Below are 16,759 nucleotides of genomic sequence, written 5' to 3' on the forward strand. Positions count from 1 at the left end.
CGCCCCACGCCCTGGCTGTTTGATCAGTTGGGCCGCAACCGCAGTATCTGCGCCCCATCGAACGGGTCGGTCAGGTAATGCGCCTGCACGCCAAAGGTGTCTTGCAGGCGTTGCGGGGTGAGCACCTCCAGCGGTTTGCCCAGTGCTACCAGGCGCCCGCGATCCAGCACGGCGAGGCGGTCGCAGGTCAGGGCCTGGTTGAGGTCATGCAGGGCGATCAGGGTGGTCACCGGTAGCGCTTGCACGCCTTTAAGGATCGCCAGTTGGTGCTGGATGTCCAGGTGATTGGTCGGTTCGTCCAGCAGCAGGATCCGGGGCCGTTGCGCCAGGGCGCGGGCGATGTGTACGCGTTGGCGTTCACCGCCGGAAAGGCTGCGCCAGGCGCGCTGGCTCAGGTGCGTAGCGTCCACGTCGACGAGGGCCTGGCGCACGATGGCGTCGTCCTCGGCGCACCATGGACTCAGCGCCGACAGCCAGGGCGTGCGCCCCAGGGCCACGGCGTCGAACACGCGGATGGCGTCGTCGGTGTCGGCCTGTTGTTCCACCACCGCCAGTTGCTGGGCGATGGCGCGGCGCGACAGGTCGTGCAAGCGCTGCTCGCCCAAGCGCACTTCGCCGCTGGCCGGCGGGCGCAGGCCGGCGAGCAGCTTGAGCAAGGTGGATTTGCCCGAGCCGTTCGGGCCGACGATGCCCAGGGTTTCCCCCTGGGCCACCTGCAGATCGATCCCGCGCAGTAGCTCGGCGTCGCGCACTTTGAAGCCCAGGTTGGTGCAGCTCAACACCGTCATCGCGCGTTTCTCCGGCCGATCAGGATCAGCGCAAACACCGGCGCGCCCACCAGCGCCGTGACCACGCCGACCGGAATCACCTGGCCCTTGATCAAGGTGCGCGACAGCACATCGGCGGCGATCAGAAACAGCGCGCCGCCCAACGCACTGGCCGGCAGCAGGCGCGAGTGCCCGGTGCCCAGCAACAGGCGCACGGCGTGGGGGATCACCAGGCCGACAAAACCGATGGAGCCCACAATCGACACCATCACCGCCGTGACCAGCGCCGCGCAGCCCACCAGCACGATCTGCACTCGCCGCACCGGGATGCCCAGGGATGCCGCCGAGTCGCTGCCGAAGGTAAACGCATCCAGCGCGCGACGGTGCCACAGGCATACCGCCAACCCCAACAGCGCCACCGGCACCGCCAGCCACACCGATGGCCAGCGCACGCCGCTGAGGTTGCCCAGCAGCCAGAACAGAATGCCGCGCGCCTGTTCGGAGCTGGCCGACTTGGTGATCAGGTAGGCGGTGAGGGCGTTGAACAACTGCGAACCGGCAATGCCCGCCAGGATGATCTGGCCGGTGCCGCTGGACGAACCGCTGGCCCGCGCGAGCAGGATCACCAGGGCAAACGCCGCCATCGCGCCGACGAATGCGCCGGCCGACAGCGACACCAGCCCGCCACCCACGCCCATCAGCGCCACCAGCACCGCGCCGGTCGACGCGCCGGCGCTGATGCCCAGCAAATACGGATCGGCCAGCGGATTGCGCAGCAGCGATTGCAGGATCACCCCACAAGTGGCCAGCCCGGCACCGCAGGCGGCGGCGACCAGGGCGCGAGTCAGGCGGTAGTTCCACACCACGCCCTCGTCGATGGGGTCGAGCACATAACCGGCGTGCCACAGTTTGTTGGCGAGCACCTGCAACACCACCTGGGGTTCGATGGCGGTTTCGCCGATGGCCACCCCGGCGAGTACGGCAGCGAGCAGCAGCGCCAGGGCGAGGAGGGTGCGTAGCAGACTGGCGGTCATTGCGGCAGGTCGTAGCCGTCGATGGCGCTGGCCAGTTGTTCCAGGCCATCGAAGGTGCGCACGCTGGCCTGCAAGGCCAGGGCGTCGAGGATGATGATGCGGTTATGTTTGACCGCGTCCATGTTGCGCGTGACTGGGTCGCTGCGCAGGAAAGCGAGTTTCTTTTCGTGGTCGTCGGCGGGGTAGCGGCGGCGGTCCATGCGGGCGATTACCAGAAAGGTCGGGTTGGCCTTGGCGATGGTTTCCCAGCCGACGGCCGGCCACTCTTCGTCGGACTGCACCACGTTGCGCAGGCCGAGGGTCTCCAGCATGAACTCGGGCACGCCTTTATGGCCGGCCACGTACGGGTCGCTGGCCATCTCGGAACTGGAGAACCACACCAGCGCACTGGCCTGCTTGAGACCCTTGCCCTGGGCCGTGGCGACGGCCTTGGCCAGGCGCGCCTTGAGGCTGTCGTTCAGTTGTTGGCCGCGATCCTGGACGTCGAAAATGGCTGCCAGTTGGCTGATGCTTTTGTAGATGGTGTCGATGCGAAACGGCTCCAGCCGCGTGCCGTCGGCGCCCACCAGGTTGTCCTTGCCTTCGCAATCGGAGGGCAGCAGGTAAGTGGGGATGTTCAGCTCATGAAACTGCTCGCGTGTGCCCACCACGCCTTGGGGGCCGACCACCCATTCCAGCTCGGCGGCCACCAGTTGCGGGCGCTTGGCGATCACCGCTTCGAAGCTCGGCTCGTTATTGGCCAGGCGCTCGATGGTGTCGTTCTGCGCCTTGAACTGCGGCAACACCGGGTTGAACCACAGCGAGGTGCCGACCACTTTGTCGCCTACACCGAGGGTGTAAAGCATTTCGGTGGCGGTCTGGCCGATGGTCACGCTGCGCGCTGGGGCCTGGGCAAAGGTCAGCGTGCTGCCGCAGTTCTGCACCGTCAGCGGGTAGTGAGTGGGCGCGGCGTGAGCCAGGGTGGCCAGGCCGAAACTGGCGAGCAGGGCGGTAGCGCGTGGCAGCATGGGGCGTTCTCCGTGTGGACCGTACGTGCGACTGGGGAGCTACGGTCATGGAAACACGCCCTTGAACACCGCCGCCAAGGGCCGGGCAAGGAAGTCCTTCCCGGACACCCCGCCGGTTAGTGATGTTGCTGGGCCGGCAGGTCTCCTGACTGATGCGTCGTCGCCTCGCTCCAGCCTTCCCGGACGCGTCCAGTGGCAGTGGGGAGCAGGCTCGGCACCTACAGTTGCGGGGGCAGTTCCGATTGGCGCGGCGTACCGCGCTTCGGATTCCCTATTAGTCCCGTTCGGGAACCGGCGCGGTATGGTAGTCGATCAGGGCGAGGCGATATAGCCCGAAGAACGCCCGGTCATAGACGAATGTCTTGCGGGCCCCGGATGAGTGCCTCAATCCGCGTGCCCGTAGCGCGCTCTTCGTTGCTGAAGCCGTCGTAGTCAGCCAGGTTGGCGAAGCGGATGCCGGTCAGTTGTTCAATTTGAAGCACGCTGCGCCGGTAGGTCCTGAGTGGGCCGAAGATCAGGTCGAGCTGCCCCAGCTCGCGGCTTTGGTCGATCATGTAGGCACTGGCCGAGGGCTTGCCGTCATCGCCCAGGTAAGCCACCACTTTCCAGAATGCCTTGGGGATTTTCACGCCACGGTACACGCGGTCATCATCGGCGAACACCGGGCCGCTGAACACGGTGGCGCGGGCTTGCCAGCGTTGGGTGTTGTCCAGGATGTAGTCTTCCAGCTCCAGCCAGGTCTTCTGGTTGAACCCGCTCATTTGCGGCGAACAGTTGGTGAAATGGAAGGTATCGACATTGGCGGTGGCGGCCTGCTCGCCCCAGTTGGGGTCTTGGCGCCGTACCAGGTGGCCGCGGTCCAGGCCATTGTTGGTGTAGAGCGCTTCGCCCACCTGCGCGCTGATCGGCAGGCGACCGTCGTAGGCCCAGGTGTCGTTGCTGCGGGTAATGTCTACGTGCTTGGCGCCGTCGATATTGACGCCCACGTAGAGCGCCAGTCGCCGCGAGCGCGACATCGTTATCGAAAAGTGCGTGTAGTCCAGGCGCAGTGGTTCCACATCATCCTGCAACGCCTCGTCTGTAGTGGGCCAAGGCACGACGAAGCGGCTGAGAAAATCCGTGGCGTAACCTTGGCGGTCCTGCAGATCCTTGGCGGCGGTCACCCGTGGGGTTGCTGCCCGGGCTTCCAGCAGACTCGCGCTTGGCGCGATCAGTGGGCGCAGATCGGCCAGGCGCGGGCGATGGGACAAATCGATAGGGGGATTGCGGGCTGGCATGGGGTGTTCCTCTCGGTCCTTGAATACACACCAGTGCAGCATAGGCTCATGACAATTTCAGCCTGCTCGCTATCGCCCTTGTCCAGGCGGCGCTTGTCACGTCGCCGCCAGCAGCCTTCTCACTTCGGCGACGATCAGATCGATCTTGAAGGGTTTGGCCAGCACGGCGTCAAACAAGTCCGAGCGCTCCATACCGATGTGCGCCTGCGCGCCGCTCATCAGGATGATCGGCAGGTGATTGACGCTCGGCAGGGCGCGCACCGCTTCGGCGAGCTGTTGACCGTCCATCACCGGCATCATGAAGTCGGTGATGATCAGCGACGGGCGTTCGCGCTCCAGCACGTCCAGTGCCTTGCGTCCGTTGCTCGCTGTGACGACCATGAACCCCTCATCCTCCAGCGCGAAGCCAAGGATGTCGGCGATCAGATATTCGTCATCGACGACCAGGATGGTGGTCATGTCAGTCCAACCCACACAAAGACTTAAAAAGCTGAACCAGGCAGCGCTGAATTGGACACCACTGAGGGGGCATTTCTTGAAACCTTTCTTAGATCAACGGCTTGGTCGCGGATGACCACTTCCAGAAGCGAGGGGTCATAGAAGCTGTCTCTGACCTTAAGAATGGAAAGCGTCCTTCTAAGTTCAGACTGAATCTCGAAGAAACGCATCAACATCAAGTTGTCGGCAATGCTCGACAGCTCGGATGCCGGTGAACTGACCTCGGAACCGAACAGATCGTGCATTTCCCAGGTCGCGAATACCGTGACGCCACGGGCGCGCAGTTCGTTCATCAGCGCGCTGTAGAAATCGGTGATGCGCGCCGGGTTGGTGGACACGCGGGTCATGCCGCTGAGGCTGTCGATAAACAGACGCTTGATGCCTTTTTCTTCCACCAGGCCCAGCAGACGCGCGCCCAGACCGTCGAGCAAACCTTCGGTGGTGGGCTGCCAGGCGATGCTCAGGGCGCCGCTGTCCTGCATCTGTTGCAAGTCGATGCCGAGGGACAGGCCCTTGAGTTGCAGGCGCTGCGGGCTTTCGTAAAAGCCGAAGTGCAGACCCGGCGCGTCCACCGTGGACTCGGACAAAAACTTGAGGCCCAGGGTGGTTTTGCCGATGCCCGACGGGCCCATCACCAGGGTCACGCTGGAGCTGTGCAGGCCGCCGCCGAGAATCGCGTCCAATGAAGTGATGCCGCTGGGGATGCGGGTCAGGTCGGCGCTGTCCGGTGCGGAAGGGCGGCCATAGAGGCTTTCCAGGCGCGGGTACACCACCAGGCCGTCGTTGGTGATTTCGCATTCGTGCAGGCCGGTGAGCGCGCCGCTGCCGCGGGTCTTGCGCAATTGGATACGGCGGACCGAGCGGGTGCCGAACAGTTCTTCGCCCATTTCGATCACGCCGTCGACCATGGTGTGTTCGGGGCTGCCGTCGTCCAACCGCGAGCTGGTTAGAAACAGCACGGTGCAACCGGCGAAGGCGGCATGGCCTTGCAGTTCGGAGATGAATTTTTTCGTGTCGATGGGTGAGTCAGCTTTGGAGCGCGCATTGAGCAGGCCGTCCACCACCATGACGGTAGCCTTCTGCCGACTGATTTCGCGCCGAAGCAACTTCACTACCTCGTCGAGACCTTCGTTTTCCAGGGTGTCGAAGGCGCTGACGAATTGGATTTCGGCGCCGACGCGGGAGGCATCGAAAAAGCTCAGGGTGGACAGAAACTGGAAAAGGCGGTCGTGGGATTCCGCCAGCAACGTAGCAACCAAGACACGGCCGCCGTTGCGCGCATGATGAAACCCCAACTGGTTGGCGAGGATGGTTTTACCGGAGCCGGGGCGCCCCTGGATGATATAGGACGCCCCAGACACCAGCCCTCCCTTGAGCAGAGCATCCAGCCCTTCGATTCCGCTTTGAAGGCGATTTAGCTTTTCCACAGTGCGATCCTGACCCTAAAAACATGCTGTTAAGCCGAGTGGACAGGATGCTAACGCCATTTGTTCAATGGGGCTACTTGCGATCCAGCCACACCGTCTGCGCATTGCAGAACTCTCGTACGCCAAAGTGCGACAACTCGCGGCCGAACCCGCTCTTTTTCACACCGCCAAAAGCGACGCGCGGATCGGAAACGCTGAACGCATTGACGAAGATACCGCCAGTCTCCAGTTGGTCGGCGATCTGGCGCGCCTTGGCCGGATCCTCGGTGAAAATGCTGGCGGTGAGGCCGAACTCGCTGTCATTGGCCAGGGCCACGGCGTGGTCGGCATCGCGGGCAGTGATGATCGAGGCTACCGGGCCAAACAGTTCTTGTTTGAAGGAGGTCATCTGATCGGTGACATCCGCCAGGACCGTCGGCTGATAATAGTTGCCGGCCCCCTCGACCTTGTCGCCGCCCAGCAGCAGGGTGGCGCCTTCATTCAGGGTCGCCTGGACTTGCCCATGCAGTTCGTCGCGCAGGTCGAAGCGCGCCATCGGGCCGACGTAAGTGCTGTCGGCGGTCGGGTCGCCCATGATCAGGGCGCGAGTGGCTTCGACGAACTTCGCGGTGAAGGCTTGTGCCACCCCTTCCTCAATGATCAGGCGCTTGGCGGCGGCGCAGACCTGGCCGCTGTTCTGGAAGCGGCCGATGACGGCGGCCTGCACGGCGGCGTCGAGGTCGGCGTCGTTGAGCACGATAAACGGGTCGGAGCCGCCCAGTTCCAGCACACATTTTTTCAGCGCGGCGCCGGCCTGTGAGCCGATGGCGATGCCGGCCCGCACACTGCCGGTGAGGGTGACGGCGGCGATGCGTGGGTCAGCGATGGCGTTGGACACGCCATCCTGGGTCACGTTGAGCACTTCGAACAGGCCATCAGGGAAACCGGCTTGCTGGAACGCTACTTTGATCAGGTACGCGCAGCCCATCACATTCGGCGCGTGCTTGAGCACGTAGGTATTGCCAGCGAGCAAAGTCGGCACGGCACCGCGCAGCACCTGCCAGACCGGGAAGTTCCACGGCATCACGGCGAGGATCGGCCCCAGCGGGCGGTACTCGATGTGGGCCGTGCCGTTGTCCACCAAGGTCGGTTCCGGGGCGAGCATGGCCGGGCCGTGGGCGGCGTACCACTCGCTGAGTTGGGCGCATTTTTCGATTTCGGCACGGGCCTGGGCAATGGGTTTGCCCATTTCCAGGGTGATCATCTGCGCCATGGCTTCGGCCTGCTCGCGTAGAGCGGCGGCCAGGGCCAGCAGCAGCTCGGCACGCTGGCCGACCGGCTGGCGACGCCAGGTGCGGAACGCCTGGGTAGCGCGATCAAGCGCCGCGTCCAGTTGCGGTGCGGTTTCGTAAGGGTAGCTGCCGACGGTTTCGCCGCTGGCCGGGTTGATTGAGAGGGCGTGGGTCTGGGAAGTGATTGCGTTCATGGCGCCGTCCTGCTGAATGGGAGGAATGGGTTCAGCGTACGGGGCTGGCTCTTTTCTGAGAACTGAATAATATTGAGCGATACGTTCACGAATGGAGAATGACTTGGATCTGGTGCAGTTGGAAATATTCAAGGCCGTGGCCGAGCAGGGCAGCATCAGTGCCGCGGCACAGCTGATCCATCGGGTGCCGTCGAACCTGACCACGCGCATCAAGCAGTTGGAGCAGGACCTGGGCGTCGAGTTGTTTATTCGCGAGAAGAGCCGTTTGCGCTTGTCGCCAGCTGGGTGGAATTTCCTCGGCTATGCGCGGCGCATTCTCGATCTGGTGCAAGAGGCCCGCGCCACGGTGGCGGGAGAGGAGCCCCAGGGCGCGTTCGCCCTGGGCTCGCTGGAAAGCACGGCGGCGGTGCGCATCCCGGCCTTGCTGGCGGCCTATAACCAGAAGCACGCCAAGGTCGAGTTGGACCTGAGCACCGGGCCATCGGGCACCATGATCGAAGGTGTGCTGTCGGGGCGCCTGACGGCCGCGTTTGTCGACGGGCCGGTGCTGCACTCGACCCTGGAAGGTGTGGCGGTGTTCGAGGAAGAGATGGTGGTGATCGCGCCGCTGCACCACGCGCCGATCACCCGAGGGCAAGACGTGACTGGCGAGAACATCTATACGTTCCGCTCCAATTGCTCTTACCGGCATCACTTTGAGCGCTGGTTTTCCCAGGATGGCGCGGTGCCGGGCAAAATCTTCGAAATCGAGTCGTACCACGGTATGTTGGCGTGCGTCAGCGCCGGTGCCGGGCTGGCGTTGATGCCGCGCAGCATGCTGGAAAGCATGCCGGGGTCGGCGGCGGTGAGTGTTTGGCCACTGGCCGATACCTTCCGCTTATTGAATACCTGGCTGATCTGGCGGCGTGGCACGGTGTCGCAGAGTTTGAACAGCTTTGTGAAGCTGCTGGAGGAGGGCGGCCTGGTTGCCGCCTGAGTTATCGATAGGGGAGTGGATTTGCCCTCTCCCACATGTTGGTCTTCATCAGCCGCCGAACTGGAAGGTGCCCATGGCCAATTTCGCCATGATCGCCGTTGCCCCCAGTTGCACCAGCCACAGTGCCAAACCACCGAGGAACACACCGAGCGCCACTTGCAGCACCAGGCTTTTTTCTCGCTTGGGGTGGTGGATGGCACGCGGGGGGAAGGGGTCCATGTCGTCGGGGTCGGCGCGCAGGTCCAAGTCATCGTTTCGCATAGGGCTCTCACAGCAAAGGGGCGGTGGGGTTCAGTCTAGGGGCTGGATACGAAAAAGGGGAAGCCATCGGCTTCCCCTCCTTATGCAACCAGCAGGTTTACAGGACCTGAACGATTGCCTTTGTGACCGCATCGATGTTGGCCTGGTTCAACGCTGCCACGCAGATCCGCCCGGTATCCAACGCATAAATACCGAACTCGGTGCGCAGGCGGGTGACTTGCTCAACGGTCAGACCGGAGTAGGAGAACATCCCGCGCTGGCGGCCGACGAAGCTGAAGTCGTGGCCCGGTGCAGCCTTGGCCAGTTCGGCGACCATCTGCTCACGCATGCCACGGATGCGCAGGCGCATTTCGGCCAGTTCGGCTTCCCACTGAGCACGCAGCTCCGGGTTGTTGAGTACCGCCGCGACGATGGCCGCGCCGTGGGTCGGTGGGTTGGAGTAGTTGGTGCGGATCACACGCTTGACCTGGGACAGGATGCGCGCGCTTTCTTCCTTGGATTCGCTGACGATCGACAGCGCGCCTACGCGCTCGCCATACAGCGAGAACGACTTGGAGAACGAGCTGGACACAAAGAAGGTCAGGCCCGACTCGGCGAACAGGCGCACGGCGGCGGCGTCTTCGTCGATGCCATCGCCAAAGCCTTGGTAGGCCATGTCGAGGAACGGCACCAGGTTTTTGGCCTTGACCACGTCCAGGACTTTTTGCCAGTCGGCCGGGTTCAGGTCGACGCCGGTCGGGTTGTGACAGCAGGCGTGCAGCACCACGATGGACTGCGGCGGCAGGGCGTTGAGGTCTTCGAACAGGCCGGCACGGTTTACGTCGTGGGTGGCGGCATCGTAGTAGCGATAGTTCTGCACCGGGAAACCGGCGGTTTCGAACAGCGCGCGGTGGTTTTCCCAGCTCGGGTCGCTGATCGCCACCACGGCGTTAGGCAGCAGCTGCTTGAGGAAGTCTGCGCCGATCTTCAGCGCGCCGGTGCCGCCAACGGCTTGCACGGTGACCACCCGCTCAGCGCTGAGCAATGGCGATGCTTGACCGAACAGCAGGGTCTGCACGGCCTTGTCGTAGGCGGCGATACCATCGATCGGCAAGTACCCGCGAGCGGCATGTTGCGCCACGCGAATGGCTTCCGCTTCGGCAACGGCACGCAAGAGTGGAATCTTCCCCTCCTCGTTGCAGTAAACGCCTACGCCAAGGTTGACCTTGGTGGTTCGGGTGTCGGCGTTGAATGCTTCGTTGAGGCCCAGGATTGGATCGCGTGGTGCCATTTCGACAGCGGAGAACAGGCTCATTTTTGCGGCAGCTCTATGGGGGGTAGGAGGGACGTGTCGCGCTCCAGCCGAATGCACTAGAGCGGTGCACAAACGGGGAGCTAGTATAGAGGCCATCATCGCCGAGGGCGACCACCGAAACGGCTTTTCGGCCAAGTTTTTCGGTTTATTTACCGACCGTTAGTCATATTGCAACCTTGATCGAAAACCCAAGGTCAGACGATTGCCTTGAAAGCCGTCACATTCGCCTCCACTTGTATGGCTATCATGATTATTTCCTACGGCCCGCTCTGTATTTTCGCGGGTGGTGGTCTATTTCTTCCCCGACCGCTTTACAGTCTGGGGTGACTTCAAGAGGTACGTTATGTCGGATTTCCAACTAGTCACCCGCTTCGAACCCGCCGGCGATCAGCCCGAGGCCATTCGCCAGATGGTCGAAGGCATTGAAGCCGGCCTGGCCCACCAGACGCTGCTCGGGGTGACCGGTTCAGGCAAGACTTTCAGCATCGCCAACGTCATCGCCCAGGTGAACCGCCCGACCCTGGTGCTGGCGCCGAATAAAACCCTGGCCGCGCAGTTGTATGGCGAGTTCAAGGCGTTTTTTCCGAACAACGCGGTGGAGTACTTCGTTTCCTACTACGACTACTACCAGCCCGAAGCCTACGTGCCGTCCTCCGATACCTTTATCGAGAAGGACGCCTCGATCAACGACCATATCGAGCAGATGCGCCTGTCCGCGACCAAGGCGCTGCTGGAGCGCAAGGACGCAATCATCGTTACCACGGTGTCGTGCATCTACGGCTTGGGCAGCCCGGAAACCTATCTGAAGATGGTGCTGCACGTTGATCGCGGCGACAAACTCGACCAGCGCGAGTTGCTGCGTCGTTTGGCGAGCCTGCAATACACCCGCAACGACATGGACTTCGCCCGGGCCACCTTCCGCGTGCGCGGCGATGTGATTGATATTTACCCGGCCGAATCGGACCTGGAAGCGATTCGCATCGAGCTGTTCGACGATGAAGTCGAGAGCCTCTCGGCGTTCGATCCGTTGACCGGCGAGGTAATCCGCAAACTGCCGCGCTTCACCTTCTATCCGAAAAGCCACTACGTGACGCCCCGCGAAACCCTGATGGGCGCGATTGAGGGCATCAAAGTCGAATTGGCCGAACGCCTGGAATACCTGCGCGCTAACAATAAGCTGGTGGAAGCCCAGCGCCTGGAGCAGCGCACCCGCTTCGACCTGGAGATGATTCTGGAGCTGGGTTACTGCAACGGCATCGAAAACTACTCGCGTTACCTCTCGGGCCGCGAGTCCGGCGCGCCGCCGCCGACGCTCTATGACTACCTGCCGCCGGATGCGCTGCTGGTGATCGATGAATCCCACGTCAGCGTGCCGCAGGTGGGCGCGATGTATAAGGGCGACCGTTCGCGCAAGGAAACCCTGGTGGAATACGGTTTCCGCCTGCCATCGGCGCTGGATAACCGGCCGATGCGCTTTGACGAGTGGGAGGCCATCAGCCCGCAGACGATTTTTGTCTCGGCAACGCCTGGCAACTACGAAGCCGAGCATGCCGGGCGGGTGATCGAGCAGTTGGTGCGTCCCACCGGCCTGGTGGACCCGGAAATCGAAATCCGCCCGGCGCTGACCCAGGTCGACGACCTGCTGTCGGAAATCAACAAGCGCGTGGCCCTGGAAGAGCGGGTGCTGGTTACCACCCTGACCAAGCGCATGTCTGAAGACTTGACCGATTACCTGGCCGACCACGGCGTGCGCGTGCGCTACCTGCACTCGGACATCGACACCGTGGAGCGCGTGGAGATCATCCGCGATCTGCGCCTGGGCACCTTTGATGTGCTGGTGGGCATCAACCTGCTGCGCGAAGGCCTGGACATGCCGGAAGTGTCGTTGGTGGCGATCCTGGATGCAGATAAAGAAGGCTTCCTGCGCTCCGAGCGTTCGCTGATCCAGACCATCGGCCGCGCGGCGCGTAACCTCAATGGTCGTGCGATTTTGTACGCGGACCGCATCACCGGTTCCATGGAGCGGGCGATCGGCGAGACCGAGCGTCGTCGCGACAAGCAAATTGCCTTCAACCTGGAACATGGCATCACGCCCAAAGGTGTGTTCAAGGACGTTGCCGACATCATGGAAGGCGCCACCGTGCCCGGCTCGCGCAGCAAGAAGCGCAAGGGCATGGCCAAGGCCGCGGAGGAGAGTGCCAAGTACGAAAACGAACTGCGCTCGCCGAGTGAAATCACCAAGCGGATTCGGCAGTTGGAAGAGAAGATGTACCAGTTGGCGCGCGACCTGGAGTTTGAAGCGGCGGCGCAGACGCGTGACGAGATTGGCAAGTTGCGTGAGCGATTGCTGGCGGTTTGATCTGCGCTGAATTGACTGGCCTTATCGGGGGCAAGCCCCCTCCCACAGTTGAAATGTGTTCACAGATCCAAGTGTGGGAGGGGGCTTGCCCCCGATAGCCGCGCCGCGGTTTTCCAGAAAACCCCCTGGGCTGTTACCATTCGCCCCTTGTTTCAATTTTCAGTTATATCGCCCATTCGAGACCTGCCATGACCACCGTCCGCACGCGCATCGCGCCATCGCCCACTGGGGATCCCCACGTCGGCACCGCTTACATCGCCTTGTTCAACTACTGCTTCGCCAAGCAGCACGGCGGTGAATTCATTCTGCGGATCGAAGACACCGATCAACTGCGCTCCACCCGCGAGTCGGAGCAGCAGATTTTCGATGCGCTGCGCTGGTTGGGCATTACCTGGGCCGAAGGCCCGGACGTGGGCGGCCCCCACGGCCCGTATCGCCAGAGCGAGCGCAGCGACATCTACAAGCAGTACACCCAGCAACTGGTCGACATGGGGCATGCGTTCCCATGCTTCTGCACCGCCGAAGAACTCGACCAGATGCGCGCCGAACAACAGGCCCGGGGCGAAACCCCGCGCTACGACGGTCGCGCGCTGTTGCTATCCAAAGAAGAAGTGGCACGCCGCCTGGCTGCCGGCGAACCCCATGTGATCCGCATGAAGGTGCCGAGCGAAGGCGTGTGTGTGGTGCCGGACATGCTGCGCGGTGACGTCGAGATCCCGTGGGACCGCATGGACATGCAGGTGCTGATGAAGACCGACGGCCTGCCCACGTACTTCCTGGCCAACGTGGTCGACGACCACCTGATGGGCATCACCCATGTATTGCGCGGCGAAGAATGGCTGCCGTCGGCGCCGAAGCTGATCCTGCTCTACGAGTACTTCGGCTGGGAGCAGCCGCAACTGTGCTACATGCCGCTGTTGCGTAACCCGGACAAGAGCAAGCTGTCCAAGCGCAAGAACCCGACCTCAGTGACCTTCTACGAGCGCATGGGCTTTATGCCCGAAGCGATGCTCAATTACCTGGGCCGCATGGGCTGGTCGATGCCGGACGAGCGCGAGAAGTTCTCGCTGCAGGAGATGGTCGACAACTTCGACTTGTCCCGTGTGTCGCTGGGTGGGCCGATCTTCGATATCGAGAAGCTGTCGTGGCTCAACGGTCAATGGCTGCGCGACTTGCCTGTGGAAGAATTCGCCAGCCGTGTGCAGCAGTGGGCGTTGAACCCTGAATACATGATGAAGATCGCGCCGCTGGTGCAGGGCAGGGTGGAGACCTTCAGCCAGGTCGCGCCATTGGCCAGTTTCTTCTTTGCGGGGGGCGTGAACCCGGATCCGAAGCTGTTTGAATCCAAGAAGCTCTCGGGTGATCAGGTTCGCCAGTTGATGCAGTTGATCCTGTGGAAACTGGAAAGCCTGCGTCAGTGGGAGAAGGACGCCATCACCGCGACGATTCAGGCGGTGGTCGAGTCCCTGGAGTTGAAACTGCGCGATGCCATGCCGCTGATGTTCGCGGCGATCACCGGGCAGGCCAGTTCGGTGTCGGTGCTTGATGCGATGGAAATTCTCGGCCCTGACCTGACGCGTTTCCGCCTGCGCCAAGCGCTTGATTTGCTGGGTGGTGTATCCAAGAAAGAAAACAAAGAGTGGGAAAAGCTGCTGGGCACTATCGCTTAAGCACTCGGTTGTAACGACGAAACCCCGGTTTTCCGGGGTTTCGTCGGTAAGTGATTGTTATCCCGGCAAAAAATTTTGGAAATTGTTGAAAATAAATTTGACACGTTTCCAAACCGCCATTAAGATTCGCCCCGTCCTCACCGATGAGGGGCTATAGCTCAGCTGGGAGAGCGCTTGCATGGCATGCAAGAGGTCAACGGTTCGATCCCGTTTAGCTCCACCAATTTGCAGGTTCAAGGTCTGGCCACACCGTCCTTGAATCGATCAGAACTCAGCTCTGATCCGTTGTACAGAAGGTTTTGTCCCCTTCGTCTAGTGGCCTAGGACACCGCCCTTTCACGGCGGTAACAGGGGTTCGAGTCCCCTAGGGGACGCCAGTTTCAACAAGCAGCTCGCAAGGTCTGCTGCGCCGCGAGGCGAAAAATCTGGGGCTATAGCTCAGCTGGGAGAGCGCTTGCATGGCATGCAAGAGGTCAACGGTTCGATCCCGTTTAGCTCCACCAATTTACAGGTTCAAGGTTCCGGCCACACCGTCCTTGGATCGATCAGTCTCAGCCTGATCAGTTGTATAGAAGGTTTGTGTCCCCTTCGTCTAGTGGCCTAGGACACCGCCCTTTCACGGCGGTAACAGGGGTTCGAGTCCCCTAGGGGACGCCACGATTACCCGCTCTGCGGGATTTTTAAGGGTCATTCAATTATTGAATGGCCCTTTTGTTTGTCTGGCGTTTGGCCCATTCCCCCTTGCCTTTCTTCTTGTCGTTCTGACCAGTGGTCATACCCGTCGCTTGCGGAATATTATTATGGTAATAATATTCAACCCATGAACCACGGAGGCAACGATGAGCGACAAAAAAGCGCAAACCCGCGAACGCATTCTGCAGGCTGCCAGCGCTGCGTTGATTCAGCGTGGCCCGGCTGAGCCTAGCGTCGGTGAAGTCATGGGCGCGGCGGGGCTGACCGTGGGTGGCTTCTACGCACACTTTGAAAGCAAGGACGCGCTGATGCTGGAGGCATTCAGTCAGTTGCTGGCTCAGCGCCGCGCGTCCATCAATGACCTGGACGAGCAGATCACCGGCGAAGAGCGCCGAGCCCTGGCGGCGGCGTTTTATCTGTCGCGCAAACACCGCGACTCAACCTCTCAGGCCTGCCCGCTACCCGCCACGGTCGGGGAGATGGGGCGCTTGCCAGAGGCGTTCCGCCAGGTCCTCAGCGAGCATGTTGAATTGATGGCGGCACAGTTGGCGACGTGCCCGGAAGACATCGACAAAGCCCTGGCGGACATGGCGTTGATGGTGGGTGGACTGACCCTGGCGCGTGCGCTCGGGCCGGGTGAATTGTCGGATCGGGTGATGCGCGCGGCCAAGTCGGCGGTGCGCTGAAAAGGAGCGGGTCATGGGTGCGTTAATCTGGGTGCGAGGTGTCAACGGTACATTGGGGTACGTGGCGCCGCGAACGGTGGCCAACAGAATGCGGCGTGTGTTCATGACCCCGCGCGAGTTGCCGCCCCGTGATTGGGAGTTGCCGCTGCTGGCGCAGGCGCAGCGTGTCACGTTGCGTTTCGGTTTGTCGGCGCTGCGCTGGGGCGAAGGGCCCGCCGTGCTGCTGATGCACGGCTGGGAAGGCCGGCCAACCCAATTCGCCAGCCTCATCAATGCACTGATCGACAACGGCTACTCCGTGATCGCCCTGGACGGCCCGGCCCATGGCCATTCGCCGGGGCGTGAAGCCCATGTGCTGCTGTTTGCCCGAGCCATGTTGGAGGCGGCCGCCGAGTTGCCGCCGCTGCACGCGGTTATCGGCCATTCCATGGGCGGGGCGAGTGCCATGCTCGCCGTGCAATTGGGATTGCGCACCAACGCGTTGGTGAGCATTGCTGCGCCGTCGCGCTTTCTGGATGTGCTGCGCGGCTTTACCCGTATGGTGGGCCTGCCGACGCGGGCGCGGCTGGCATTTATCCAAGAGGTCGAGCTGACGTTTGGCATGCCGCTCAAACATCTGGATGTCGCTCACTACGATATGGCTATTCCCGGGCTGATCGTGCACGCCGAGGACGATACGTTTGTGCCCGTCAAGGCCGCCAAGGCCATTCACGAGGCCTGGTTCGACAGCCGCTTGCTGCAACTGGAGCAGGGTGGGCATCAGAAAGTACTGGCCGATCCACGGGTGCTCGACGGTGTGCTGACGTTGTTGGCCGGCGCTCGGTTACAGGAGCGACAAAGCGCCTGATACACTGCTGCCCCCTGACATTAATCGACCGGGAGCAGCGCATGGGCTGGGATTTGGCAACGCCGTTTATCATCGACCTGCAGGTCGCCCCTGAAGACATTGACGGTCTGGGGCACGCCAACAACGCAGTGTATGTCGCCTGGCTCGAACGCTGCGCCTGGCGCCATTCGCAGCGCTTGGGGTTGGACCTTGCCGAGTACCGTCGATTGGATCGTGCCATGGCGGTGGTGCGTCATGAAATCGACTACCTGGCGGCCGGGTACGAAGGCGATGAGTTGCAGTTGGCCACCTGGATCGTCGATTGGGATCAGCGTCTGAAGATGACCCGCCGTTTCCAACTGGTCCGCCCCCGGGATGGCGCCACCTTGCTGCGGGCGCACACCACATTCGTCTGCATTGAGCTGTCCAGCGGCAAGCCCAAGCGCATGCCGGCGGAGTTTCTCGATGGCTATGGCCCCGCCCTGACAGGGGGTTAACGGTTGCAGCGGGAAACCCAGT

15 protein-coding genes, 4 tRNA genes and 1 riboswitch are annotated in these 16,759 nt (G+C 62.2%); of the genes, 10 read left to right on the plus strand and 9 right to left on the minus strand.

The window, feature by feature from the left end; genetic code table 11:
- Positions 1 to 23 precede the first annotated feature (23 nt).
- The 7 genes from QRN41_RS22725 to QRN41_RS22755 form a co-directional block, all read right to left on the minus strand.
- Entirely contained in the window at positions 24 to 788 is a 765-nt protein-coding gene (locus QRN41_RS22725; protein ID WP_034136852.1) for an ABC transporter ATP-binding protein, read from the minus strand.
- Positions 785 to 1,801, minus strand: a complete 1,017-nt coding sequence (locus tag QRN41_RS22730) for a FecCD family ABC transporter permease (RefSeq protein ID WP_034099209.1) — start codon at positions 1,799 to 1,801, stop codon at positions 785 to 787. Before QRN41_RS22730 ends, QRN41_RS22725 begins: the two co-directional genes overlap by 4 nt.
- The gene (locus QRN41_RS22735) at positions 1,798 to 2,808 is read right to left on the minus strand and encodes an ABC transporter substrate-binding protein (protein WP_034114455.1); all 1,011 of its coding nucleotides are present in this window, start codon (positions 2,806 to 2,808) and stop codon (positions 1,798 to 1,800) included. The genes QRN41_RS22730 and QRN41_RS22735 overlap by 4 nt, the downstream gene beginning before the upstream one ends.
- Before the next feature lie 118 nt (positions 2,809 to 2,926).
- A riboswitch (cobalamin riboswitch) is annotated at positions 2,927 to 3,119 on the minus strand.
- A 36-nt stretch (positions 3,120 to 3,155) separates the two neighbouring features.
- Positions 3,156 to 4,085 carry a DNA/RNA non-specific endonuclease gene (locus QRN41_RS22740; RefSeq protein WP_034136856.1) on the minus strand — a complete coding sequence of 310 codons (930 nt, stop codon included), beginning with the start codon at positions 4,083 to 4,085 and terminating at the stop codon, positions 3,156 to 3,158.
- Positions 4,086 to 4,181: 96 nt separating this feature from the next.
- Positions 4,182 to 4,544: a response regulator gene (locus QRN41_RS22745; protein ID WP_034099201.1), complete on the minus strand. Its 363-nt coding sequence runs from the start codon at positions 4,542 to 4,544 to the stop codon at positions 4,182 to 4,184.
- Between the two features lie 23 nt (positions 4,545 to 4,567).
- Complete coding sequence (locus tag QRN41_RS22750) at positions 4,568 to 6,010, minus strand: ATPase domain-containing protein (protein WP_034099199.1); 1,443 nt, start codon at positions 6,008 to 6,010, stop codon at positions 4,568 to 4,570.
- A gap of 73 nt (positions 6,011 to 6,083) precedes the next feature.
- Positions 6,084 to 7,475 carry an aldehyde dehydrogenase family protein gene (locus QRN41_RS22755; RefSeq protein WP_285422154.1) on the minus strand — a complete coding sequence of 464 codons (1,392 nt, stop codon included), beginning with the start codon at positions 7,473 to 7,475 and terminating at the stop codon, positions 6,084 to 6,086.
- Positions 7,476 to 7,578: 103 nt separating this feature from the next.
- Between QRN41_RS22755 and ptrR the strand changes: the two genes are divergently transcribed.
- A complete protein-coding gene (gene ptrR / locus QRN41_RS22760; protein ID WP_123478972.1) occupies positions 7,579 to 8,451 on the plus strand; it encodes a putrescine utilization regulator PtrR in 873 nt (290 codons plus the stop codon).
- A 48-nt stretch (positions 8,452 to 8,499) separates the two neighbouring features.
- Here ptrR and QRN41_RS22765 read toward each other — a convergent pair whose 3' ends face one another.
- Together QRN41_RS22765 and QRN41_RS22770 are read right to left on the minus strand one after the other, a co-directional pair.
- Positions 8,500 to 8,712 (minus strand): hypothetical protein, encoded by a 213-nt coding sequence (locus QRN41_RS22765; protein ID WP_285422155.1) that lies wholly within the window; start codon positions 8,710 to 8,712, stop codon positions 8,500 to 8,502.
- 97 nt (positions 8,713 to 8,809) lie between these two features.
- Positions 8,810 to 10,006: an amino acid aminotransferase gene (locus tag QRN41_RS22770; protein WP_285422156.1), complete on the minus strand. Its 1,197-nt coding sequence runs from the start codon at positions 10,004 to 10,006 to the stop codon at positions 8,810 to 8,812.
- Between the two features lie 343 nt (positions 10,007 to 10,349).
- On the opposite strand from QRN41_RS22770, the gene uvrB reads away from it, so the two are divergent.
- The 9 genes from uvrB (at position 10,350) to QRN41_RS22815 (ending at position 16,737) form a co-directional block, all read left to right on the plus strand.
- Positions 10,350 to 12,365, plus strand: coding sequence for an excinuclease ABC subunit UvrB (gene uvrB, locus QRN41_RS22775; RefSeq protein ID WP_034099192.1), 2,016 nt, complete (start codon positions 10,350 to 10,352; stop codon positions 12,363 to 12,365).
- Between the two features lie 188 nt (positions 12,366 to 12,553).
- A complete protein-coding gene (gene gltX / locus QRN41_RS22780) occupies positions 12,554 to 14,035 on the plus strand; it encodes a glutamate--tRNA ligase (RefSeq protein ID WP_034114447.1) in 1,482 nt (493 codons plus the stop codon).
- A gap of 147 nt (positions 14,036 to 14,182) precedes the next feature.
- Positions 14,183 to 14,258 (plus strand) — tRNA-Ala (locus QRN41_RS22785).
- Positions 14,259 to 14,336: 78 nt separating this feature from the next.
- A tRNA-Glu gene (locus tag QRN41_RS22790) sits at positions 14,337 to 14,412 on the plus strand.
- Between the two features lie 50 nt (positions 14,413 to 14,462).
- Positions 14,463 to 14,538, plus strand: a tRNA-Ala gene (locus tag QRN41_RS22795).
- A gap of 78 nt (positions 14,539 to 14,616) precedes the next feature.
- Positions 14,617 to 14,692 (plus strand) — tRNA-Glu (locus QRN41_RS22800).
- A gap of 182 nt (positions 14,693 to 14,874) precedes the next feature.
- Entirely contained in the window at positions 14,875 to 15,414 is a 540-nt protein-coding gene (locus QRN41_RS22805; RefSeq protein ID WP_034099190.1) for a TetR/AcrR family transcriptional regulator, read from the plus strand.
- 13 nt (positions 15,415 to 15,427) lie between these two features.
- Positions 15,428 to 16,261 carry an alpha/beta hydrolase gene (locus QRN41_RS22810; RefSeq protein WP_285422157.1) on the plus strand — a complete coding sequence of 278 codons (834 nt, stop codon included), beginning with the start codon at positions 15,428 to 15,430 and terminating at the stop codon, positions 16,259 to 16,261.
- Positions 16,262 to 16,302: 41 nt separating this feature from the next.
- Positions 16,303 to 16,737: an acyl-CoA thioesterase gene (locus tag QRN41_RS22815; RefSeq protein WP_034099188.1), complete on the plus strand. Its 435-nt coding sequence runs from the start codon at positions 16,303 to 16,305 to the stop codon at positions 16,735 to 16,737.
- The last annotated feature ends 22 nt before the right edge of the window (positions 16,738 to 16,759 follow it).

Origin of the sequence: Pseudomonas sp. efr-133-TYG-23 (assembly GCF_030209215.1) — a bacterium.
Classification (GTDB): domain Bacteria; phylum Pseudomonadota; class Gammaproteobacteria; order Pseudomonadales; family Pseudomonadaceae; genus Aquipseudomonas; species Aquipseudomonas rhodesiae.

Excerpts from the sequence above, each read along its gene's own strand:
- QRN41_RS22725 (WP_034136852.1), bottom strand. The coding sequence starts at position 788 with ATGACGGTGTTGAGCTGCACCAACCTGGGCTTCAAAGTGCGCGACGCC.
- QRN41_RS22730 (WP_034099209.1), bottom strand. The coding sequence starts at position 1,801 with ATGACCGCCAGTCTGCTACGCACCCTCCTCGCCCTGGCGCTGCTGCTC.
- QRN41_RS22810 (WP_285422157.1), top strand. The coding sequence starts at position 15,428 with ATGGGTGCGTTAATCTGGGTGCGAGGTGTCAACGGTACATTGGGGTAC.
- QRN41_RS22805 (WP_034099190.1), top strand. The coding sequence starts at position 14,875 with ATGAGCGACAAAAAAGCGCAAACCCGCGAACGCATTCTGCAGGCTGCC.
- QRN41_RS22735 (WP_034114455.1), bottom strand. The coding sequence starts at position 2,808 with ATGCTGCCACGCGCTACCGCCCTGCTCGCCAGTTTCGGCCTGGCCACC.
- QRN41_RS22765 (WP_285422155.1), bottom strand. The coding sequence starts at position 8,712 with ATGCGAAACGATGACTTGGACCTGCGCGCCGACCCCGACGACATGGAC.
- gltX (WP_034114447.1), top strand. The coding sequence starts at position 12,554 with ATGACCACCGTCCGCACGCGCATCGCGCCATCGCCCACTGGGGATCCC.
- QRN41_RS22770 (WP_285422156.1), bottom strand. The coding sequence starts at position 10,006 with ATGAGCCTGTTCTCCGCTGTCGAAATGGCACCACGCGATCCAATCCTG.
- QRN41_RS22740 (WP_034136856.1), bottom strand. The coding sequence starts at position 4,085 with ATGCCAGCCCGCAATCCCCCTATCGATTTGTCCCATCGCCCGCGCCTG.
- uvrB (WP_034099192.1), top strand. The coding sequence starts at position 10,350 with ATGTCGGATTTCCAACTAGTCACCCGCTTCGAACCCGCCGGCGATCAG.
- QRN41_RS22815 (WP_034099188.1), top strand. The coding sequence starts at position 16,303 with ATGGGCTGGGATTTGGCAACGCCGTTTATCATCGACCTGCAGGTCGCC.
- QRN41_RS22755 (WP_285422154.1), bottom strand. The coding sequence starts at position 7,475 with ATGAACGCAATCACTTCCCAGACCCACGCCCTCTCAATCAACCCGGCC.
- QRN41_RS22745 (WP_034099201.1), bottom strand. The coding sequence starts at position 4,544 with ATGACCACCATCCTGGTCGTCGATGACGAATATCTGATCGCCGACATC.